The 20,224-nt window shown below is 58.1% G+C and carries 22 protein-coding genes; 10 read left to right on the top strand and 12 right to left on the bottom strand.

The annotated features are described in order from the left end of the window. Positions 1–8: 8 nt before the first annotated feature. The 3 genes from QXU72_04335 to QXU72_04325 all read left to right on the top strand — a co-directional run bounded on the left by QXU72_04335 (position 9) and on the right by QXU72_04325 (position 2,502). The gene (locus QXU72_04335; GenBank protein MEM0494488.1) at positions 9–719 is read left to right on the top strand and encodes an ATP-binding cassette domain-containing protein; all 711 of its coding nucleotides are present in this window, start codon (positions 9–11) and stop codon (positions 717–719) included. Further along, positions 709–1,914, top strand: a complete 1,206-nt coding sequence (locus QXU72_04330) for a SufD family Fe-S cluster assembly protein (protein ID MEM0494487.1) — start codon at positions 709–711, stop codon at positions 1,912–1,914. Before QXU72_04335 ends, QXU72_04330 begins: the two co-directional genes overlap by 11 nt. Positions 1,915–2,007: 93 nt before the next feature. Next, a complete protein-coding gene (locus tag QXU72_04325; GenBank protein MEM0494486.1) occupies positions 2,008–2,502 on the top strand; it encodes a hypothetical protein in 495 nt (164 codons plus the stop codon). Positions 2,503–2,509: 7 nt separating this feature from the next. Here QXU72_04325 and QXU72_04320 read toward each other — a convergent pair whose 3' ends face one another. From QXU72_04320 to QXU72_04290, 7 genes are all read right to left on the bottom strand, one after another. Continuing rightward, positions 2,510–2,665 carry a twin-arginine translocase TatA/TatE family subunit gene (locus tag QXU72_04320; GenBank protein MEM0494485.1) on the bottom strand — a complete coding sequence of 52 codons (156 nt, stop codon included), beginning with the start codon at positions 2,663–2,665 and terminating at the stop codon, positions 2,510–2,512. A gap of 38 nt (positions 2,666–2,703) precedes the next feature. Then, entirely contained in the window at positions 2,704–3,570 is an 867-nt protein-coding gene (locus QXU72_04315) for a 4Fe-4S binding protein (protein MEM0494484.1), read from the bottom strand. A 5-nt stretch (positions 3,571–3,575) separates the two neighbouring features. Further along, positions 3,576–4,151 (bottom strand): 4Fe-4S binding protein, encoded by a 576-nt coding sequence (locus tag QXU72_04310; GenBank protein ID MEM0494483.1) that lies wholly within the window; start codon positions 4,149–4,151, stop codon positions 3,576–3,578. 59 nt (positions 4,152–4,210) lie between these two features. Further along, entirely contained in the window at positions 4,211–6,103 is a 1,893-nt protein-coding gene (locus QXU72_04305) for an aldehyde ferredoxin oxidoreductase C-terminal domain-containing protein (GenBank protein MEM0494482.1), read from the bottom strand. A 1-nt stretch (position 6,104) separates the two neighbouring features. Next, entirely contained in the window at positions 6,105–6,920 is an 816-nt protein-coding gene (locus QXU72_04300; protein ID MEM0494481.1) for a 4Fe-4S dicluster domain-containing protein, read from the bottom strand. Positions 6,921–7,021: 101 nt separating this feature from the next. Then, positions 7,022–7,972 (bottom strand): hypothetical protein, encoded by a 951-nt coding sequence (locus tag QXU72_04295; GenBank protein ID MEM0494480.1) that lies wholly within the window; start codon positions 7,970–7,972, stop codon positions 7,022–7,024. Continuing rightward, a complete protein-coding gene (locus tag QXU72_04290; GenBank protein MEM0494479.1) occupies positions 7,944–8,513 on the bottom strand; it encodes a hypothetical protein in 570 nt (189 codons plus the stop codon). The genes QXU72_04295 and QXU72_04290 overlap by 29 nt, the downstream gene beginning before the upstream one ends. Positions 8,514–8,566: 53 nt before the next feature. On the opposite strand from QXU72_04290, the gene QXU72_04285 reads away from it, so the two are divergent. The 3 genes from QXU72_04285 to QXU72_04275 are packed head-to-tail and all read left to right on the top strand — an operon-like array spanning position 8,567 to position 9,900. Then, entirely contained in the window at positions 8,567–9,016 is a 450-nt protein-coding gene (locus QXU72_04285; GenBank protein MEM0494478.1) for a hypothetical protein, read from the top strand. Between the two features lie 6 nt (positions 9,017–9,022). Continuing rightward, on the top strand, positions 9,023–9,457 hold the full coding sequence (locus QXU72_04280; GenBank protein ID MEM0494477.1) for a hypothetical protein: 435 nt from the start codon (positions 9,023–9,025) through the stop codon (positions 9,455–9,457). After that, entirely contained in the window at positions 9,445–9,900 is a 456-nt protein-coding gene (locus QXU72_04275) for a YeeE/YedE thiosulfate transporter family protein (GenBank protein ID MEM0494476.1), read from the top strand. Before QXU72_04280 ends, QXU72_04275 begins: the two co-directional genes overlap by 13 nt. On the opposite strand, the gene QXU72_04270 is transcribed toward QXU72_04275, so the two are convergent. Together QXU72_04270 and QXU72_04265 are read right to left on the bottom strand one after the other, a co-directional pair. Beyond that, positions 9,865–10,923 carry a ThiF family adenylyltransferase gene (locus QXU72_04270; protein MEM0494475.1) on the bottom strand — a complete coding sequence of 353 codons (1,059 nt, stop codon included), beginning with the start codon at positions 10,921–10,923 and terminating at the stop codon, positions 9,865–9,867. The two genes, QXU72_04275 and QXU72_04270, sit on opposite strands and share 36 nt — an antisense overlap. A gap of 646 nt (positions 10,924–11,569) precedes the next feature. After that, complete coding sequence (locus tag QXU72_04265; protein MEM0494474.1) at positions 11,570–12,730, bottom strand: pyridoxal-phosphate dependent enzyme; 1,161 nt, start codon at positions 12,728–12,730, stop codon at positions 11,570–11,572. 330 nt (positions 12,731–13,060) lie between these two features. On the opposite strand from QXU72_04265, the gene QXU72_04260 reads away from it, so the two are divergent. After that, complete coding sequence (locus QXU72_04260) at positions 13,061–13,855, top strand: SDR family oxidoreductase (GenBank protein MEM0494473.1); 795 nt, start codon at positions 13,061–13,063, stop codon at positions 13,853–13,855. On the opposite strand, the gene QXU72_04255 is transcribed toward QXU72_04260, so the two are convergent. Together QXU72_04255 and QXU72_04250 are read right to left on the bottom strand one after the other, a co-directional pair. Continuing rightward, a complete protein-coding gene (locus QXU72_04255; protein MEM0494472.1) occupies positions 13,838–15,715 on the bottom strand; it encodes an aldehyde ferredoxin oxidoreductase C-terminal domain-containing protein in 1,878 nt (625 codons plus the stop codon). The two genes, QXU72_04260 and QXU72_04255, sit on opposite strands and share 18 nt — an antisense overlap. Positions 15,716–15,724: 9 nt before the next feature. Next, entirely contained in the window at positions 15,725–16,225 is a 501-nt protein-coding gene (locus tag QXU72_04250; GenBank protein ID MEM0494471.1) for a 4Fe-4S dicluster domain-containing protein, read from the bottom strand. 126 nt (positions 16,226–16,351) lie between these two features. On the opposite strand from QXU72_04250, the gene QXU72_04245 reads away from it, so the two are divergent. Genes QXU72_04245 through QXU72_04235 form a run of 3 tightly spaced genes read left to right on the top strand, consistent with a single transcriptional unit; the run spans position 16,352 to position 19,821 of the window. After that, on the top strand, positions 16,352–17,920 hold the full coding sequence (locus QXU72_04245; protein ID MEM0494470.1) for a hypothetical protein: 1,569 nt from the start codon (positions 16,352–16,354) through the stop codon (positions 17,918–17,920). After that, positions 17,907–19,094 (top strand): ABC transporter permease, encoded by a 1,188-nt coding sequence (locus tag QXU72_04240; protein ID MEM0494469.1) that lies wholly within the window; start codon positions 17,907–17,909, stop codon positions 19,092–19,094. The genes QXU72_04245 and QXU72_04240 overlap by 14 nt, the downstream gene beginning before the upstream one ends. Then, positions 19,087–19,821 (top strand): ABC transporter ATP-binding protein, encoded by a 735-nt coding sequence (locus tag QXU72_04235; protein MEM0494468.1) that lies wholly within the window; start codon positions 19,087–19,089, stop codon positions 19,819–19,821. Before QXU72_04240 ends, QXU72_04235 begins: the two co-directional genes overlap by 8 nt. Before the next feature lie 35 nt (positions 19,822–19,856). Here QXU72_04235 and QXU72_04230 read toward each other — a convergent pair whose 3' ends face one another. Beyond that, positions 19,857–20,216 carry a hypothetical protein gene (locus QXU72_04230; protein ID MEM0494467.1) on the bottom strand — a complete coding sequence of 120 codons (360 nt, stop codon included), beginning with the start codon at positions 20,214–20,216 and terminating at the stop codon, positions 19,857–19,859. Between the last annotated feature and the right edge of the window lie 8 nt (positions 20,217–20,224).

Genomic DNA, 20,224 nt, shown 5'->3' with positions numbered 1-20,224 from the left:
GTTCAGGTATGCTGAGCGTTTCCCAGCTATACGCCTCCGTGGACGGCACGGAGATCATTAAGGGTGTTGACCTCGAGGTGGGCGAGGGCGAAATCCACCTGCTTCTCGGCCCGAACGGCGCGGGGAAGACGACGCTGCTTTCCGCGATCGCGGGGCTTCCGAGGGTTAGGGTTACGCGCGGGAGGATCGCTTTGGGAGGGGTCGAGGTCACGGGGCTACCAGCCTACGAGAGAGCAAGGCTCGGGCTTGTGCTTGCCTACCAGATCCCGCCGGAGCTCACCGGCATCCCCCTCGGGAAGCTTGCCGCGATGCTTGCCGAGCGCTTCGGCACGAAGCCCCACTTCGAGGAGCTGGCCAGCTTACTCGGGCTGGGCCACCTCCTCGGCAGGGATGCCTTCCGCGGCTTCAGCGGCGGGGAGCGGAAGAGGGCCGAGGTGTTCCTGACAGCGCTCCTGAGGCCGAAGGTCGCTCTGCTGGACGAGCCGGACAGCGGCGTGGATGTGGATAGTGTCTCGCTGATCGCGGAAGCAGTCAGGTACATGGCGGCGGAGTTCAACTCGTCAGTAATTGTCGTCACGCACACGCAGATGCTGGCATCGCTCCTCGGCAGCGTGCCTGCCCACGTCCTGGTTGACGGCAGGATAGCTTGCAAGGGGGATGCGGAAAGCCTCTTAGACAAGCTCAGGAAGAGGGGGTTTGGTGGGGTTTGTGAGCAGTGAGAGGGTGAGGGCCGCGCTCACCAAGCCCGCGCCCTTCGGCGTCGACGTCGACCTCTCGAAGTTCAGAGTCGGGCGGGCGGCTATCGTCTCGGGGGAGCCTGACAGGCTCTTGGCGGAGTCTGCGAGGCAGCGCGTGGGGGTGGAGCTCGAGAAGGCGAGCTACGTGCAGGTTGGCGAGACCGTGTTCGCGAGAGCGATGGCGGCGAAGCTTGCGAAGCTGGGAGTTGTGGTGAAGCCGCTCAGGAGGGCTCTCGAGGAGGATGAGCTCCCGCGGAAGCTCGCGTGGAGCATCATCGACCCTGCGACTGACAAGTACACTGCCTACGCATACAGCTACGGCGAGGAGCTCGGCTACTACGTCTACGTGCCTCCCGGCGTGAAAGTGCCGTGGCCGATCTACACGTGCCTCAGCCTCTTCACCGGCGAGGAAGTGCAGTTCGCTCACAACATCGTTTACGTCGATGAGGGCGGCGAAGCTGTCGTCACCACGGGCTGCCTCGTCCCCCACGGCGTCAAGGGCGGTGTGCACATCGGGATCTCGGAGTTCTTCGTAGCGAGAGGCGCGAAGCTCGCTTTCGCGATGATCCACGCGTGGGGTGAGGGTGTCTACGTGAGGCCCAGGACCGCTGTGAGGGTGGAGGAAGGCGGGGAGTACCTGAGCTACTACGCTGTCTACAGCCCCGTCGCCTCCCTTCAAACCTACCCCACCGTGCACCTGGCGGAGGGCGCCCGGGCGAAGCTCGTCTCAGTGATCGCCGGAATCGGCAGCGGCGAGTACGACATAGGGGGGCGGGCGGTCCTGGAGGGTCCCGGCGCGTCGGCGGAGCTCGTCTCGAGAGTCCTAGCAAAGGGCGGGGCTAAAGTGTACTCTCGAGCCGAGGTGAAAGCTACAGCTCCGCGCGCTAAAGGGCATATCGAGTGCCTCGGCGTGCTGATGGATAGCGTGTCGAGCATCGAGGCTATCCCGATCCTCTCTTCGACAGTGCAGGAGGTGGAGCTGTCCCACGAGGCTGCGATCGGCATGATAGCCGGAGAGAAGGTCGAGTACCTCATGTCCAAGGGCTTCACGGAAGAGGAGGCTAGGGCCATCCTGCTCAGAGGCTTCCTCTCAGCGGAGGAGAGTGCTCTGCCGGAGGCCGTCAGGCCTGAGGTGAGCAGAATCATCGACTACATTGTCAAGCATGCTTCAGGTTAGCTTTACTTAACCTTCCTCAATTTTTCTCCGCACTCTTGAGGTGAAGCTTAACCCATAAGCTTTTACCTGACGGTGCCTCAAAGATTGAGCTCAATGCCCAGATCCGTGGAAGAGAAGATCCTCTGGGCTGGTAGCTACTCGGTTAGAGCTGGAGCACCGCTATACCTCCTAGGAGCTCTGCTCCTCGCGGTGGCCGCTACCATTAACTGGTACCTGGTCCCGGAAATTAGACGCATGGTCTTCTACGCTTTTATAGGCGAGATCCTGGCGAGGTACGTTGGTGTTATCATCTTAGCGGCTTACATCTTGGCGGCTCTGGGCTTCGCCGTAGTCCTAATACCTGTAGTTCTCAGCACGTTGAACGAGTACACAGTTACAGAGGGAGCTGTAACATGCAAGAAGTTTTCTATAAGGGGCGTGAAGACGCAAACTATAGAGAGGAAGCCTGGCGTGAAGATATCGCGGAGGCAAGGACCTCTCGCGAAGCTCCTAAACTACGGCGATATCATCCTAGTTTCTGAAAGTTCTACTCTTGTACTTTCAGGAGTAGCGCGCCCAGCCGAAGTTGAAAAAATAATCTCTAAGTGAGTTGTTTCTACTTTTTCTCCTCGCTTTCCTCCTCCTTGGATTTTCCTCTGATGATATCTGCGGCTTCCCGCACTGCTTTCGCCAGCTCTGGAAGCTTGCGCGGCGCGAAGAGGAGTAGCGCTAGGAGGGCGACTAGAAGTATCTCTGTAGGGCCTATCTGCACGAAAAAATCACCTTTTAGGTTTTGGATAGGGTTCAGCACTAGACTGCTTGAGCGCTCGCCTTAATATCTCTACCGCTTTTAGCTGAGCGTAGCGGTAGCGCGCCGAACTTGAGCGCGTCGTACATGCAGACGTCGTAGCACCTAAGGCAGACGATGCACTCCGTTCTCGAGATATCGCCCGTGGCTAAGCTCTCATCGGTGATCGCCCCGGTAGGGCAGACGCGCATGCATGCTTTGCACTTGATGCACTTCTCAGGATTGATCCTCAAGCCGAGAGTCTTCCTGAAGCCCGCAAGGCCTATAGCGCCGCCAATGGGGCAGAAGTAGCGGCACCAGGCGCGCTTTTCGCTGAACTCCAACGCTACCGGCACGGCAGCCAGCGTGAGCTCTACAGGCTTAATCGACCCGTAAGCTGTGCATATCCCTCGAACCGGGCAAACCGTGCAGAAAACAGGGAACCCGGTTACTGCAGACGCAGCGGTGAAGGAGGCGAGAACAGCGTACTTGTTGTACTTGCTGTTGAGTTTCAGCTTCCCCAGGTAATTTACGCGCTTCACCTTCCCGAGCAGGTCGAGAACCGTGCCGACGGGACACATCAAGCCGCAGAACACCCTGCCGAGGAGCAGCGAGCCGAGGAATGGCACCGCGACGAACGCTACGAGCGCCCACAGCGCCACGTTAAGCGGGGAGGAGAAGAACCTCTGGAGGAACCCGTAGAGGCAGTCTATCCTCCACAAGTCGCCGACCGGTATAGCGCAGATGCCGGCCGGCACTGCCAGGATCCCTATCGGGACGAGAAGCACTAGTACGATAAAGCTGATAGTCTGAATCGCGTACCTCAGCGGCTTGAGCTTTCTCCTCTTAACAACCTTCGGAAGCGGTCTCTTCTCAACAGGCTTACTCATAACTATCACCTACTCGGCCACCGGAACTGGGGCCTATACGCCCCCTCGGGGGACAGGCTGATCGCTTCTACAGGGCACTCGGGCACGCACGCGCCGCAGCCTAGGCACTTCGCAGGGTCGACAACTGCTTTGTCTTTCTTCTTCGGGTCTTCCCAGCTGATCGCCTCCACTATCGGCATACATACTTTAATGCAGATACCGCAGCCTATGCACTTATCCCTCTCTATGGTAGCAGTGCCCATTTTCGCTTTTTCTTTCGGCAGCAGCTGCAGTGCACCTGTGGGGCAAACTTTATCGCATTCAAAGTCGAGGGCGCAGACCCCATTCTCCACAAGAACCGGTGTACCAGCAGAGGCTAGGTTTTCTAGCGGAGACACCTGCCTGACGATCTTCTGGGGGCACACGCTCACACAGCGGCCACAGCGCACGCAAACAATCTTGAACACCGGCTCCTCGACAGCTCCGGGCGGCCTCCTGTAGTTTAGAGGGGTAGAAGCGGCTGCGGGTATAGCAGCTGCGATGCCTGTGAGCACGGCGAACTTCGCGATAAATGCCGCGAACTCCCTGCGCGTTAGGCTCATAGCAATCCCACAATATATAGAAAAATATATTTGTTTTTCTAATTTAGTTTTTCTCTAATTTACTTTCTGAGTTTTTTGAGTGCGTCGTCGACGTCTTTGAGGCCGAGTGCGAGGAGGACTTCAGACTTCGGTATACCTTTCTCATCGTAGCCGTGAGTCTCGTAGTATGTCTTCAACTCAGCCTGGAAAGTAGCGGGGTCAACTTTCCTGCCTTTCACAGGCCCTGAAGGTAGTGGTTCTTCCCTCATTCTTCCAGGATTCTCGTCAATCGCCCTCCCAGTAGCCTCATCGTACCACCTCACATCCGGCCCACCAAGCAGCAAAGCCGCACGCTGAATCATAATAGTTCTGAGAGCAATAGTGTTCAGCGTATCTACGGAGTAGCTCCAGCCCGTCACAGCAGTCAGCCACATCGCAGCGTGGTCTATCGGGGGCGCGGTGAAGGAGCAGAACATTGCAGTGTCGTTGATGATCGGTCCTCGCTCGAAGTCTTCGAGTCTGGGGCTGGCGATGGAGGTGTGGTCTCCTCCTTGTACGCTAACTGCGTAAGTGATTGTCCAGCGAGTGTAGTCGAGTGTGCTTCTTATGCCGTGTGCTCCCCACTCGATTCCTTTGCACTGGATTGCGTAGTAGAGGACTTTCTCGGGTGGGAGGTTCTTCCTCCTTGCAATTTCAAGTGCCGCTCTATACTGTCCTTCAGCGAAAACAGCACCAATTCCTTTCCTTGCGGCAATCATTTCGTGGAAAGCTCTCCAAGCATTCGCATCACCCCACTTCAACTCAAGCCCACCAGTATCCTCCCTAGTTAAAATCCCCTTCTCGTAAAGCTCGAAAGCAAAAGCCACTGTATTCCCAATACCAATCGTATCAAAACCAAGCTCGTTACACAGCGTAGTGTTCTTGCATATCTCGTCAGGGTCCCAGATGTCGCCTATCGAGCCCTGCGTGGCCTGGTTCTCGTAGTCTGGAAGCTCGCTTACCAGTCTCTCATGCTTCCCCGGCTCAACAACCACCGCAGTCTTGTAGCAATGCTGGACGCAGCCCCAGCACCTAGACCAGAAGACTCTGACCCAAAGGCCGTGCTCGTACATGTGAGGGCCAGCCTCTAACCTCTCGTGCCACTCGTCCTGCCAGTTCCTGATACATAGGCTGGCGGTCCACCAGCCGAACTGCCAGAGACCTCTCGCTGTACCCCAGCGCCTATAGGCTTCGTATCTCTGTATGTTCCTCGCCACGAGAGCATCGAAGAGTGTTTTCCAGGCTGTTTTGTCTGCTGGTTCTGGTAGGGGTTTAGTACCGTACACTGCAATAGCTTTCAGGTTCTTACTACCCATTACCGCGCCGTAACCCCCACGCCCAGCAGCTTTCTCCTGGTCGAAAATCACTGCAGCATTCCTACACTTATTCTCCCCAGCAGGGCCAATCAAAGCAATAGCAGGAGGCCTGTGGTGCCGGCTCGGCCTCTTCCGGTCAAGCTCACTCCGCAACTCCCTCAAAATCCCGTTCCTCGACTCAGTAACCCGCTTCCCCCAATACTTCGAAGCATCACGAATCTCAATCGTATCGTCAAACACCCAGAGGTACACAGGCGAAGTAGCACGCCCAGTAATAATCAAACCATCCCAACCAGCCATCTTCAAAGCAGCATCAAACCAACTCCCAGCACTACTACCCACAATCCCATTACTCTGAGGACTCTTACCAGTAACGCATGTCCTCGAACCGGGGTACAGACCGTTTACGGGCCCTGTAAGAACGACGAGGACGTTGTCGGGGCCTAGGGGGTCGACTGTTTCCCAGGGTTTGTCTTTGAGTCTTTGCCAGGTAATCCATGCTCCTAGCGCCCTGCCGCCAACGTAGTCTCTAAGGATTTCTTCGGGGAAGGTGACCTCCCTGACAGTGCCTCTCGTTAAATCAATTTCAGCAAACTTACCTGTATAACCGCCCGGCATACTACTCCACCTCTTCAGGCTTTAACAAATGCCCATACCACTTCTTCGCAATCAAAGCAGCAAACACCTCAGGAGGCTGGGAGAAGGTTTTCACGGAGTGAGCAACAGTGCCCATGATTTTTAGTGCGTCGGTGGGGCATGCTTCTACGCATGCGGGGATTCCGGCTTTTGCGGGGTCGTCTTTTCTTGTTTCGCAGAGGTCGCAGATTAGTACTTTGTCTGTTGTGGGGTGGAAGTAGGGGTATTTGGCAGGGCATGCTTCGTAGCATTTTCCGCACTTTGAGCCGAGACACTTCTCTATGTCTGTAACGATGATTGCCCCGGTTTTCTCACTTACTTTTAAGATTTCTTGAGGGCATGCAGCTACGCATGGTGGTGGAGTTTTCGCACCTGTAGGGTCTTGCCACTCTCTGCAAAACGCGCAGAGGTGGATAATCTCCAGCTGGTCTGCAAAGTGGTAAATCCGAATCCTCGAAGCTTCAGGCCAAATCCTCCCCTCCTTCGCCACACTACAAGCCCAGACGCAAAGCTCGTCTCCGGCGCAGAGCTCATGCCTCCTCCAAATTATTGTTGGCCTCGGAATATCCGTGAAGAACTCCGTAAGGAATATCGTCGGCCGTTTTACGCCGGTTGGCTGAACGAGTGCAACAGGCTTCTCGACGGTCGTCGGCTTCTCAACAACCTTCTCGACAACAACCTCCCTAGAGGGAACTAGGGCGGCCACCCCTCCTCCTCCAACGACGGCTCCTGCGACGATGCCTGCTGCAAGGCCTTTTAGGAAGTCACGCCTTGAAACTGAAGGCTTTGCTTCCGTCATGCAAGTATGGTTGATACTTGACCCAGTAATAAATATTGTTATATTTGTACATATATAACGGTTAACATAGCTAAATTTCTGGTGAAACCTCCGGAAAGAGGCTATGCTACGTCAAGTATCTCTGCAAGTTCTTCAGAGCGCAGGAGCTCTTTTCCCTCTCTCCAGAGGACTTGAATGTAGGGGATCAGCTTCCCGTCGGAGGGAGGGGGCCTAGTGCCCACCTCCTCCTCGATTTTCCTCAAGCTTTCCTCGATCGCGTTAATAACGAAGTCCTCTTTTTCAGGTATAAAGATGACCTCCACTGTTCTCAACAAGTAGTCGTTTGACTCGTTTTCAACGCACCCTAATTCTCTGCAAATCCATATGCGGCCCGGCTCTACCCGCTCAACTACCGCGTAAGGCTTGCCTAGCTGCTCCACGTAAACTTTCGCGACTTTCGAGAAGAGCTTCCAGGAGAGCTGCCACCCCGCTACGTTCCTATCTGTGCCTCCCGGCTCAACGAGCTGTTTTCCCAGCAGCTCTACACCCTCCTCAGCGATGCTGACGAAGCGCTCCTGTGACATCAGCGATAGCCTAACCGCGCTGTGAAATACTCCGGCTGCGAGCATCATCAAGCCGACGTTGAAGTGAAGTTCGCTCAACCTATCTTCAAAGCCCTCAGCGGGGAAAGAAGCTGACCCATTCTCGAAAATCTCGCTCAGCCGTAAAGCTTGCTCCTCTACGGAGAAATCTTCAAAGCAAGGCTCACTCGGGTGCGGGTAATACCTTATTAGGAAAACAGCTTCATCAAACTCTAGCACCGCAGGCTCTCCGTAAGGAGTCATAACAGGCTTCTCCGGCTTGAGCGCCCCTCTACGCTGATCCCACAGCACGAGCTCGTAAGCTCCAGGTGCGTCTGCCAACTTGTACCGCCAAGTGCGTAGGCCCCTCCACTGGGAAGGTTTCACATCGAGGATGCCGTACTTGCTGGCCACTTCCAAATTTCTCACCACCAGGACTTCATAGTACACTGAGGTGGCGATGTTAAGGTTGCGAGCCTGCCGGGGCAGCACGCCTAGACCACCATAACAGCACTAGCGAGAGAGCTATGAGAAGGATGCTGCTCGCAACCGCAAGATAGTAGCCCGGCGCGAAGTACGTGATGATCCTTACCGTGTACTCGTACATGAACTCTATGATGTCTCCCTGCATGGGAACCGGCCTCGGGGCGGTGCGCGTACCCTCCTCCAATACCGGGATGAAGGCGAGAGAGTAGAATAGGTACACGAGCCCTATAGATAGGGTAATCTTCCAAACCCACCCCTTCCTTAAGGCTACGAGGACGGCGGCGGCCCCCGTGAGGACAACTAAGCCCATAGTGAAAGCCTGCGCAGCCGCCATGAGGGGTGGAGGGGTCTCGTGCCTGGTGACGAATTGCCGTAATTCGCTCATATTGTGCACGAGCCCATACGCGTATATGTGAAGCCAGCTCCACCTGTTTGAATGAAGGTCGTGAACCTCCATAACCCACCACTCGAGCGTTGCGGAGAAGTATAGTAGCACTGTTGATGCGGCAAGTATCACCGCGAGAACCCATCTAACGTAGTCGGGCATCGGTATGGGCATATGTACATCCTTAAATACATGCTGTAAGCCTTAGATAGAGTGTGAGAGGTATACTGGTTTTCGCGCTTGCCGCGCTTGCTGTACCTGTGCTACTCACACAGGTGAAAGTTCCCGCTGTGCTCCGCAGCCCCAGCGCCAACATAGTTGTCGAAAGCATTAGCGCTGAGGTTAGTCTGGTTCACTGCAAAGGCACTCAGTTCAACGTCACGCTGACTCTGTGGAACCCGGACCGCTCCCCCTTCGATGGCTTTTTGAGGATCGACGGCTGGGACGCGCAGCTAAACACCCACGTATCAGAAGCACTCGTGAGAGTTAGGCTGGAGCCGGGTGAGCGGAAAACGATTTGGGAGATGCTGCCTATCGATACGGTGGAGCCAACTCCGGGGAGATACTTCTTCAATGCAACAGCCGTCGGGGCTGCTCAGCAGAGCGCTTGCAGCGAGCAGCTAGTTCCTCTCTACCAATACCTAGTGATACTCCTGAAGAAGTGACTCCTTATGGGTGTGGGGCGCTTCCTCGTCAAAGCTGCTGTACTGGGTTTTCTGCCAAACTTAGCAATCTGCGTACTGCTCGATTGCAGCTGGCTTCCCAGAGCTTACGGCATCTGTATAGTATGCCATGCTCGCGACATGGTTAACTGGTTTCTCAAAGCTCTAGGCTTCAGCTACTTCACGTTCGGTCTCTTCCTCACACCGGTAGGCATTCTGCTCGGCTCCTTTCTAGCTTCCCGTAGACAGAGCTCAAGTACTGCTGGTGAGAGCGGGGAGAGAGGCTTGCTAGACAGCATGCTTACGGGTTTTTCGGTAGCTCTAGGAGCACTATTAGCCGGCGCGTGCCAAGCCAGAGCGGTCATGCTTCTCGCGTGGATGGATCCCGGGGCTTTAGCCGTGCTAGCCGGTGTGGTTGTCGGGGTGCTCCTGTGGAGGGAGTAGTGGTTCCAATAGTTTCGCTCGCGGTAGGGCTGCTTGCCGGGTACTTTGGCAAGAGATACCAGGTCTGTTTCGTAACACCGCTGAGGAAGTTCCTCGTAGCGCCGCGCATCGTAGCTGTGCAGCTGCGCTACGACTTGAAAGGCTTCCTTGAGGAAAGCACGCTTGCTGCAGTTTTTCTAGGCTCGCTGGCCGCGTACCTGGCTGTAGTCTTGCTCGGGAGACCAGTAGCACCGAGCGCGCTGACTCTACCTCACGCAATGTTCTCTTTCATCGGCGGAATCATTCTCGGCTACTTCTCGATGAGGGCTGGGGGCTGCCCCTTTAAAATGCACTGGAGAGCGGGTTCGGGCGAAAAGAGAGCCTGGTGGTTCCTGGCGGGCTTCTACCTCGGTATTATCTACTACTACCTATTTCTCGCTGATCTCGTGAAGGCTTTTCTTTAACCCTTCCTCCTTAGCTCTGAGGCGCTCCTGGTAGCGGCGCTCTGCCTCTGCGTCTTCCTTCAGCTGCTTACGCTCCCACATCTTAAGCTGATATGAGAGTATTTTCAGTGCTGCTCGCCTCCACCTCCTGCCTATGTCGAAGGGTTTGATCGAAAAGGCTTTGAGAGCGTACTTGTTGAAGAGCCTACCCTCAGCGTACTTCCGAACTTTGATTTTGCCGTCCGCGGGGTCTAGGAGCCAGACGTGAGGGGCTGTGATGAGCTTCCACTTACCTACAATGTATTTTAAGATCTCAATTGCTGTCACACAAGCTGTGAACCACACCATCGGTGCAAGCTGAGTTATAGGCCTCTTCCCGTACCTCCACTCATCCCAGTACGGAACCCTCCACTTGCCTTTGTGAATGTACCACCTGCGGCCGCATCTATTCTCCCAGGTTTCAACGGTGTCGTGGAGCTCCTTATAGCTGAGGTTCTCAGGCAGGCCAAAGAGCCCTTCAGGAGTGTGCTTCGTGAATGGTGGGAAAGCCATGACGTAGCCCATGAGCCCTGAAGGCATGCCGGTGATCGCGTAGATACCCATCTGAGTAGCTATCCGTATCACCTTCGCGCTATACGCGACGTCATCAGCTTCAGCAGCAATAACGTCCGGCTTCCACTCTATAATGAGCTGCTTTACTTCCTCTAGAGATAAAGCCTTCTGAAGAACACTCACCTCGGCCTCGGGGTTGATCCTCAAGATCTCCTGCTTAAGCACCTCAACTTTAGGCTTCCCCAGGGTGTCGATGAAGCAGCAAATCTGCCTATTCATGTTGGAAGCTTCATACACCTCCGGGTCGACGATAAGGAACCTGGTGAACCCTGTCCTGGCAAGCAGTATGGCTAGGGCCCCGCCCATCCCACCTGCGCCAACTATCATAACTCGAGCTTCTCGCACCCGCTCTTGATCCTTCTCCGTAAGCACCCCTAGGTTACGCTCAAACAGTTCCGTGTATGAAGGGGGCTTTACAGCTGCAAGTGCCATACCTGCTGCCCCTACTGTGCAATCTAGCCGTTGGATATATCGTTAACTGTCCTAGCCAATACACACCAATTTATCACACGAATTTGAAGCAAGCGCGCTTCATCTCCTTAACGGCAGCCGGGTGTACAGGTATTAAGTGTAAAGATTTACTGAGGCTAGGCTGATCACTGGACCGGGTGAGTGCTCTAGTACGCCTTCGACGGTGCGGACCACCAGCACCTCATGAAGGCTTCTCTCCACGTAAAAAGCTAAGCCGACTGGCGTGTCGAGAAGCAGCACGAGTATCTTCCCTGCAGGCAGGCTCGCTAGGGTGTAAACAGGCTCCTTGCACGCTGATAGCCAGCCCCGCCTCCAGGTTCCCTCTTTTCCCTCACAGTGAGGGGAAGCGTGGCAACCAGCGCACCAGCTTCCAGCGATAAACGAGGCTGAGGCCAGCGGCACTCTCTCCCAGCTTTCCACCCCGGCATTCCAGCACTCCCTTGCTGCGACTGCTCCGCTTCCAGCCAGGCTACAACTCTAGATTTGGCTCGTGGTTCTTGCCCTGCTCCGACGCTGAGCAAGCCTACTAGTCTAAGGTTGTTCTCCGCGGGCATGAAGCTCTTAGCGCACAACCTCTGACGTAGGAGAGCGAATGCCTGCCCTCCCCTCAAGTGCGGTATTGCTGCTGCTCGCCGATTACTGTTTTCCTGGACAGGTACTCTGCGAACTGCTCCACGTATTTGAAGCCGTGGTCAGGGTACACTAGCACGTAGTCGCCTTTTTCGAGAAGCTTTTCTCTTCTCAGCTTCTCGAAAGCTGCCGTGACGGCGCCGCTGCTCAAGCCGATGAGCAGCCCCTCGCTCCTGGCGACGCGTATAGCGTGCTCTACAGCCTCGTCAGGCGAGACGTCGACCACGGTGTCAAAGTCCACGTAGTGAACCCACTTCATCCCTGTCTCGATGCGCCGGATACCCGGTATCGCGGTGCCTGGCGCCGGCTGGACCCCGTAAATCCTCACTCTGCCGCTGTATCTGCTCTTGAAGTAGAGAGCTATCGCGGACATGTGGCCCGAGGTTCCGAGACCTCCCACGATCCCTTTCAAGTCCAGGGGCACGCTTCTCGCCTGCAGGTCGAGCTCTTTAGCCGTATACTGGAGGTGCACTCTGAAGTTCGCGTCATTTTCGAACTGGTTTAAGTGCGCACCGCCAGCCTTCCTCGCCTCCTCATCCACCTCCTCGATGAACTCTACTGTCAGCGCTTTCGGCTTCCTGTAGACTTCAGCCCCCATGACGGTGAGCAGGATGTCGGATGCCTTCTGGATAGTAGCCGGAAGGTACAGCTTCACCTTAAGGTTCTTCACCGCCGCCATAGCTGCGAGCGCCATGCCAGTGTTCGTGCTGGTTGCCTCGTAGAGAACCACGTTAGCACCGGGGTTTCGAGCCAGGTACTCGGTGACCATGGACCACCCGATCCTATCCTTCACGCTCATGCTGAAGGGGTTGTAGAACTCCAGCTTAGCCCACGCGCTTACACCCTCTCCCGACAGGGACCTCAGCTTAACGAGGGGAGTGGGCCAGTTCCTGTAGAGGAGCTCCTCAGTGCTCTCGAAAACCCGCAGAGGCGACGGCGAGATCCCGCTGAAAAAGCCGAGCTCCTCCAGCGGGAAAGCTCCAGCGCGGTCCGGGATTCTGCAGCCGAGCATCCTCAACGCTTCTTCAACAACTTCACGGTTACCGCGAGGTGGCCACTCAACGTACCCGCTGCTGAGGATTCTCCCAGCTTCCTCTAGGATTCGCGCAAGCTGCCCGTTACGCTCGAACCGCGGCACAGGCAACATCGCTGTTGCAAGACTTAAATGTTTTGACAGCGTAAAGCGAAAATTAAGGTATAGTCCATTATTTTGACGCTTCACCAGCCCCCGAGGACTCAGCGCAGACCACTCGCGCGCTCGGAGTCCCTCGAGTGGGGCTCGTGAGCCTCGCGGAAAAGCCGGAGGGGCTAGCGGACGAGGAGCTGGGGCCTGAGGAGCTCGTGGAGGCGGCGAGGAAGCACGCAGAGGAGAGGCTGAGCGGGCTGGCTTCCCGGTGAGCGCCGGCAGGGTCCTCTGCTTCACGCTCGGCGGAAGAGTATATTACTCGACTTCTGCACTTCTTCTCCTGTGCCGCTGGTAATCAACCTGAAGGGTAAGCTAGCGCTCGTCACCGCAGCTTCCAGGGGGATCGGCTTCGGAGTCGCCCGAGTTCTCGCGGAGTGCGGTGCCGACCTTGTAATCAACTCGCGTGACCGCGACCGGCTCGAGGAAGCGCGAAGGAGGATCTCCTCGGAGACCGGGAGGGACGTTATGGCAGTGCCCGGCGACTTGACGTCGCGTGCAGACCTTGAGAGGCTATCGCGCGAAGCGAAGGACAGAGGCGGGCCCGACATTTTCTTCTACTCGACCGGGGGGCCGAGACCCGGCTACTTCCTTGAGCTGAACATTGAGGACTGGGATCAGGCGTACAGGCTGCTCCTCGTGCCCGCAGTCTACCTCACGAGGGAGCTCCTCCCGGCGATGATTGAGCGGAGATGGGGCCGCTTGATCTACCTTGCCAGCGTAGCGATCAAGGAGCCTATCCCCAACCTAGTCCTCAGCAACGTGGTTAGGATCGGGATCGCCGGCCTCGTGCGAACGCTCGCTAAAGAAGTTGGAAGCTACGGGGTGACCGCCAACGGGATCATGCCGGGCATCATCCACACCTCGAGAGTGGAGGAGATTGCCAGGGACATCCAGGAGAGGGAAGGGGTGGGCCGGGAAGAAGCTTTGAAGCGCCTCGCCTCCGGAATCCCTTCGGGGAGGCTCGGAAGGCCCGAGGAGGTCGGCTACCTTGCGGCTTTCCTCGCCAGCGACTACGCGGCTTACATAAACGGAGCGATGATCCCGGTCGACGGGGGCAGGCTAGCTTCCGTGTTCTAGCTCGCTTCTGAGCCTCGAGACAGCTGGCTTGAGGAAGCCGAGGCCCAGCTCCTCCAGCGTCTCGTCCCGCGGGATCCCCTGCTCGTCCCAGCCGAGAGAGAGGAAGTACTCTTTTCTCTTCGCGGCAACTTCCTCGCGGTTCGCGGCGCGGCCCCGGAAGGGCCCGGAGGGCAGGGGCTCGTAGAAGCGCGGCGGAAGGTCGTCGTCGAGTCCAGGCCTCCAGCGGAGGTCTGGGCCCCCCTCGAGGAGCGCCACGCGCTGGATCGTCAGGATTCTGCGGCCATGCTCCCTCGACCAACGCTCCTCATCGATGTCGAAGCCGGTTACAGCCTGGAGGAGGGGGAAGGCTAGCTCCCGGATGCTGTTGAACGAGCAGATGACAGCGGAGTCGTCGAACGCGGAGGAGACTTCGCTCTTGTAGCCTCTCAAGCCCGTTGGCGCTGAGGTGTGGTCCCCACCCTGCACGCAGACTGCGTACGAGAAGTCGGGAAGGAAGTCTTTCGCGCTCCTTACCCCGTGGGCGCCCACCCCGATGGCCTTGGAGACCACCGCGTACTGGAGAGCATCCACACCCTTCTCCTTCGAGATCCTCAGCGCTGCGCGGTAAGTCCCCTCGGCGAGCACGTCCCCGATCCCCTCCCTACGCGCAATCATCTCCAGCAGCTTAGCGAACGCTTTAGCGTCACCCCAGCGGAGGTCGAAGCCGATATCCTCCCGCGTCAAGATCCCCCTCTGGAACAGCTCCGCGGCGAAGCCGGCCACGTTGCCCGTCTGTATACCGCAGAGGCCGAGCTCGTCGGCTAAGCTGGAGAGGTAGATGCACGCCTTGGGCTCGAGAACCCCGAGGTTCGCCCCGAGGTAAGCTTGCATCTCGTAGTCGGGAGCGTCCGTGAGCGCGCCGCGGTGCGCCCCGGAGCGTATAGCAGAGATTTTCATGCAGGTCGTAGGGCAGCCGTAATCGCCCCAGTACCTCTTCACCCAGTGAGCTTCAAAGTTCTGCGGGCCGAAAGCCCGGTTCGCGTGCCACTCCTCCTGCCAGTTCCTGACAGGCTCGCTGCTAGTCACTGAAGCGAAGTAGTACCCTCCGCTCCCCGTCCCCCACTGCCTGAAGCCCGTGCGCCTCACGAGCCTCCTCCAGGCCTCGCGCAGGAGAATCTTCACGAGCTCGGGCCTCTTCGCCCTCGGCATGGGGCCGAAGCCCTTCACAGCAACAGCTTTCAGGTTCTTGCTCCCCATAACCGCCCCGTAACCCCCGTAGCCTGCCGCGTGGGCGATTTTCGCCATGACGGCAGCGGTCCTAACCCTGTTCTCGCCGGCGGGGCCGATGTACACGAACGAAGGCTCCTTCGTCAACCCCTCCCTGGCTAGGCGCCGCCTCTTCAGCTCGCCCCAGAGCTCCTCCATCAGCTTCCGGAAAGTCTCCCTGCCGCCCAGCCCCCAGAGGTGCGCCGCCTCCCTGATTTCAACCCTGTCCCCCTCGACGTACACGTAGACAGGGCTGCTGGCCCGTCCCCTCACCACGAGGCCGTCGTAACCGGCAGCCTTCAGCTCTATTGCAACCTCGCTGGACAGAACCGACCCAACGATCCCATTACTCTGGGGGCTTTTCCCCGAAACCGCCAGCTTCACGCCAGGGTAGTAGCCGGTCAGCGGGCCCGTGAGGAGGAGCAGCAAGTTCTCGGGGCCCAGCGGGTCCACCTCGCGCCAGCTGCCGCCGAGCTCCCTCCAAAGCAGGTAGGAGGCCAGCCCCCTACCGCCCACGTACTGCTCCAGGATCTCGGGCTCGATCTCTACTTCCCTGCTCCTCTCCCTGGAGAGATCCACTTCGAGGAGCCTCCCGTGGTAGCCGTACAGCTGCATGCCCTCCACCTACTCGCCGAAAAGCGTCTCGTAAAGCCTCCGCGAAACCTCGTCCGGCACGATGGAGTAGACGTGGAGGGTGACGCTCTCGTAGGGGATAACCGTCAGGGCGTTGAAGCCTGCCTCGACGCAAACCTTCACGCACTCCGGATCTCCCCCGCAGAGGTCGCACACCATCGCCTTTCGGGTAGCTGGGTGCAGCCTCATCACCTTGCCAGGGCACGCTTTCACGCACTCCCCACAGCTCACGCACTTCTCCGCGTCTACAAGCACGGCGCCCGTTCTCTCGTCGGGCTTGAGAGCCCCGTACCCGCAGGCTTTAACGCAGGGGTAGTCCCTGCACTGCGCGCAGGTGTGCGGCACGTCGACACCGGGGAATAGCTCGAATACTTTTATCCTGCTGGCCTCCGGCCACACCGTGCCCTCGTGCCTGAGGGAGCAGGCGACTTCGCAGAGGCGGCAACCCGAGCACTTGAGAGGGTCTCGCAGAATGAACAGAGGCTTACTCATTGCTCGGTATCCTGCTTCAGCCGGTATATCTACTTGTCTGCGGCCAAAGGGCAGCTGCGAGCAGTGCAAAGGCGGCTGCGCAAAGCTTATAGGGCTACTTTATCTCGCGATATATCGAGTAGAAATATGAGGAGGCTCTCCATCTATCTCCTCGCGCTGGTACTCGCGGCTCTAGCGCTCGCGGGAGCTCAGCCACTCGCACAGCCTCAGCGGCAGACCACAGGGTTAACTCCTTCAACTTTCGTCTTCACAGTTGAAAGCTTGAGCGTGATCGACTCGAGCGCTGACAGGGGAGTAGTTCAGCTGACAGTCTCGTACTTCGGGAAGAGAACGCTGCTGGGCGCTCAAGCGGAGCTCGAGCTGCTTTGCAACGCATCAGTGCTGTCTGGTCAACCAGTCGCGTTAGGCTCGTGGCGCCCCGGCACCGCAAAAACATTCCAGGTAACTCTCAACACAACTAAAGCGAAGCCTATCTGCCCAGCTAAGCTGATCATCAGCTGGGACAACACGTGGGACGACTCGCTCGCCTCTCTCACCTACGAGGGAGGCGCTGTGCTGATGGACCTCAGCATCACGGCTTGCTGGGGTGAAAACGTAGCTGTCAGCGTCTCACCCTCCGCACTGTACTCCGGCTCCCCCAACCTGGTCAGCGTAAACGTAGAGAACAGAGGGAGGGAGAGCGTATCCAGCATTTTCCTCTCAGTCTACCCCCAGGGTGCAGTTCTCCTTGACCGCGAGGTACCTGCCGTGTTCACGCTCCCTAGGCTAGAGCCCGGCCAGCTCGCATCCTTTTACTTGAACCTAGTGCCGACGGCCTCCCCCACGCTGCAGGTTAGCATCTCCTACGTGAGCTGCACGGGCTCACTAGTGTCCAGGACGATATCGATCCCGCTCTTCACAGCTTCTGGGCAGAGCATCCTCGTAGCCCCAGACCCCGCGGTGGTGACAGCGGGCTCGCCCAACCGAGTTAACCTTCACGTGGTTAACGTGGGCAGCGTGCCTCTGCAAGGAGTTAAGGTCGTCCTATCCCTTCAGAAGAGCCAAATCTCCGTGAACCCCTCGCTCCTCGACGTAGGGAGCCTTCAGCCCGGCGAGGACAAGGTGTTCAGCGTCGAAGTCCTAGCACCCGCCACGGCCTCGAGCAGCGAATCGATAACCTACCAGGTTTTCTTCACGACAGAGAGCGGGTCGATCTCGTCACTTCAGGGCGCTTTCACCCTCTTCACGGTTTTCGCTTCCCGGTTAACGATCACGAGCCTCGAGGCGGTACCGCAGCAGCCGCAGGTTGGCTCAAACCTCATCCTAGCTGCGACACTCGTGAACGACGGGACTCTCCCCATTTACGCAGTGAACGTCTCCGTTCAGGCTTCAAGGGGCTTAACACCGCTTAGGACGCCTTATGCCTACCTCGGCCAGCTCAACCCTCAAGTGCTGACGAGCGTACCTTTCTCGTTCCGTGTCGACGAGGAGGGTGTCCACGAGCTTAGGGTAGTCGCTTACTTCAGGGACCCCTACGGCGTCGCCAGGGTGGTTGAGCGAAGCATCCTAATCAACGCTGTCGCGCGCCAAGCCTCTCAAGGCTCCCAGGGAAGCAGCCCGTGGGGCGGCACAGCTCTAGCGGTGCTCGCTCTGGTGCTCGTGGGAGCGGGGGTTTTCGCGCTGAGGAGGAGGGTGTTCAGGCGTGAAGGCAGCTGATTACATCTACCTCGCGACGACGAGCCTTATCGAGAAGAGAGGTAGAGCGATTGGTGCGGTAATCGGGGTAATGATAGCGGTTATCGCGCTGAGCATGGCGCTCGGGATCGGCGAGAGCTTCCAGAGAGAGTTCGTGGAGCAGCTTCAAAGGACTGTCGCCGCTAACAGCATCATAGTGGTTGGGGGTGCAGCCGGCTTAACCGACATCGACATCATGTACTTCAAGGGCGTAGCTGGGGTGAGGGATGCTTTCGGCATCGCGATGGCTCAGGGTACTATCTTCACAGCGGACGGCGAGAAGACGGTGCAGATCGTCGCAGTGGACCCTGCAGTGCTGCCACTCTACCTGGGCGTCGGCGACATGACGAAAGCTGTCGAGGAGGGCGAGAGCGAGCCGAGAGGCATGGGGGTTCTCGTCTCCCACGACCTCTGGGCAGATCCCGGCACTGGGAGGAAGCTGCTAGACATCGGCTCCACGCTCACCATCAGGTTGAGGGGAAGGAGCCTGCAGCTCATCGCCGTAGGGTTGCTGAAGCAGATCGGCTCCTCCGGGGGGATGGGGCACGGGGTGACGTTTGCGGCACCGAGTATCTACATGAGCCCGGACACCTTCTTCGCTTACGTTTCACCATCCCGGAGCTACTCGGCTGCGCTAGTCCTCGTCGAGGACCTCTCTAGGTTGGAGGAGGTCACGGCAGACATCAGAGCTGTGTCCCCGCCGGGCTCGAGGGTGATTTCCGCCGCGGCGATTGTGCAACAGTTCGTCTCCCTGGTCGGCGCTCTCCAGCTCTTCGTCGGCCTGATCTCGGCAGTCGGCATGGGTGTCACAGCTCTCTGGATCCTCGACAGCACCGCAATCAGCGTGATTCAGAGGACGAAGGAGATCGGCATCCTGAAAGCGCTTGGCTACACGGGGGTCGACGTGCTCCTCCTCTTCGTGCTCGAAGCGACTGTAGTCTCTGCGATCGGCGTCGCAGCCGGCCTGGCCGTGTCGCTAGCGCTCTCGCTGGCGGTCAAGATATCAGCGTTCGGCTTCGAGATCAGCCCAGTCCTCACACCGCAGACCGTCGCGGCAGCAGCGCTGCTGCCGCTGCTCGCGAACGCTATCGCTGCGTACGTGCCTTCGCGCCGTGCCGCTCAGCTGAACCCGGTTGAGGCGCTGCGCTATGAGTGACGGCCTAGTAGTTCTGGACGGCGTCTGGAAGGTCTACGGAAAGCCTCCCCACCACGTCGAAGCCGTGAGAGACGTGAGCCTCCGCGTAGAGGAGGGGGAGTTCCTGGCGATCGTGGGCCCGAGCGGGAGCGGGAAGAGCACGCTCCTCCACCTGATCGGCGGGCTCGACCGGCCGACCAGGGGGAGGATCGCCGTGGCCGGCAGGGATCTCACATCCATCACGAGCGACCGAGAGCTGAGCAAGTACCGGAACGAGTTCGTAGGCTTTGTCTTCCAGATGTTCTACCTCGTCCCCCGGCTGAAGGTTATCGAGAACGTTGAACTACCCCTGGTCAAGAGAGGCGTGCCGCCCGGAGAGCGCCGGAAGAGGGCGCTGGAGGCGCTAGCTCTCGTGGGTCTAGAGGGTGCTGCTGGCAAGTACCCGACTCAGCTCAGCGGTGGCGAGCAGCAGCGAGTAGCTATTGCGAGAGCGATCGTGGGGCAGCCTAGGCTGCTTCTAGCGGACGAGCCTACAGGAAACCTTGACGCGGCGAACAGCAAGATCGTCATGGATCTATTCCGGAGGCTTAACAGGGAGCTGAAGATGACTGTGATCATGGTTACCCACAACCTCGAGCTCGTCTGGAGCTGCGACCGGGTAGCCCGCATGCACTCAGGTAGACTCGAGGACGTTTACACCCCGGACAGGTACGAGGAGCTGCTTCGAAGCTTCATCAAGAGGGCTTAGCACCCGAGGAGGGCGCACGCTCCCTCTCCGAAGCTCTACTCTGCTTTCTTCTCGCTCTCAGCCAAGTAGCTTAGGAGGTCTGCTCCCCTCCGACCCTCGATGGAGTGGACTATGCGGCGCACTAGCTCTTGCCAGGTCAGCTTCCCCTCCAGCGCCCAAGAGACGATGTCCCTCGAGTGCTGCCTCAGGAGGCTGAGGAAATCCTGCCAAGTGATCCCAAGGGCTTTAAGCTCCTCGCCCCAGTGCCGCCACAGATAGCTGGGCAGAAGCATTCCAACCCATACGGCAGACTCCCCACCCCGCGCGCCTAGCGCTCCTTGAAGGTCTTTGTGGAGGGCTCTCAAGCGCTCTTTCAGCTCGCTGGGCTCGGGGGGCTCTCGCAGCAGCCCGCTCACCTGAATAG

The organism is Thermofilum sp. (assembly GCA_038741495.1).
GTDB lineage: Archaea > Thermoproteota > Thermoprotei > Thermofilales > Thermofilaceae > Thermofilum.
The sequence above is the reverse complement of the archived record's forward strand: the minus strand, read 5'-3'. Positions and strand labels throughout refer to the sequence as shown.

Excerpts from the sequence above, each read along its gene's own strand:
- QXU72_04300 (MEM0494481.1), bottom strand. The coding sequence starts at position 6,920 with ATGACGGAAGCAAAGCCTTCAGTTTCAAGGCGTGACTTCCTAAAAGGC.
- QXU72_04280 (MEM0494477.1), top strand. The coding sequence starts at position 9,023 with ATGGGTGTGGGGCGCTTCCTCGTCAAAGCTGCTGTACTGGGTTTTCTG.
- QXU72_04290 (MEM0494479.1), bottom strand. The coding sequence starts at position 8,513 with ATGCCCGACTACGTTAGATGGGTTCTCGCGGTGATACTTGCCGCATCA.
- QXU72_04315 (MEM0494484.1), bottom strand. The coding sequence starts at position 3,570 with ATGAGTAAGCCTGTTGAGAAGAGACCGCTTCCGAAGGTTGTTAAGAGG.
- QXU72_04250 (MEM0494471.1), bottom strand. The coding sequence starts at position 16,225 with ATGAGTAAGCCTCTGTTCATTCTGCGAGACCCTCTCAAGTGCTCGGGT.
- QXU72_04255 (MEM0494472.1), bottom strand. The coding sequence starts at position 15,715 with ATGCAGCTGTACGGCTACCACGGGAGGCTCCTCGAAGTGGATCTCTCC.
- QXU72_04335 (MEM0494488.1), top strand. The coding sequence starts at position 9 with ATGCTGAGCGTTTCCCAGCTATACGCCTCCGTGGACGGCACGGAGATC.
- QXU72_04235 (MEM0494468.1), top strand. The coding sequence starts at position 19,087 with ATGAGTGACGGCCTAGTAGTTCTGGACGGCGTCTGGAAGGTCTACGGA.
- QXU72_04305 (MEM0494482.1), bottom strand. The coding sequence starts at position 6,103 with ATGCCGGGCGGTTATACAGGTAAGTTTGCTGAAATTGATTTAACGAGA.
- QXU72_04245 (MEM0494470.1), top strand. The coding sequence starts at position 16,352 with ATGAGGAGGCTCTCCATCTATCTCCTCGCGCTGGTACTCGCGGCTCTA.
- QXU72_04325 (MEM0494486.1), top strand. The coding sequence starts at position 2,008 with ATGCCCAGATCCGTGGAAGAGAAGATCCTCTGGGCTGGTAGCTACTCG.
- QXU72_04270 (MEM0494475.1), bottom strand. The coding sequence starts at position 10,923 with ATGGCACTTGCAGCTGTAAAGCCCCCTTCATACACGGAACTGTTTGAG.
- QXU72_04310 (MEM0494483.1), bottom strand. The coding sequence starts at position 4,151 with ATGAGCCTAACGCGCAGGGAGTTCGCGGCATTTATCGCGAAGTTCGCC.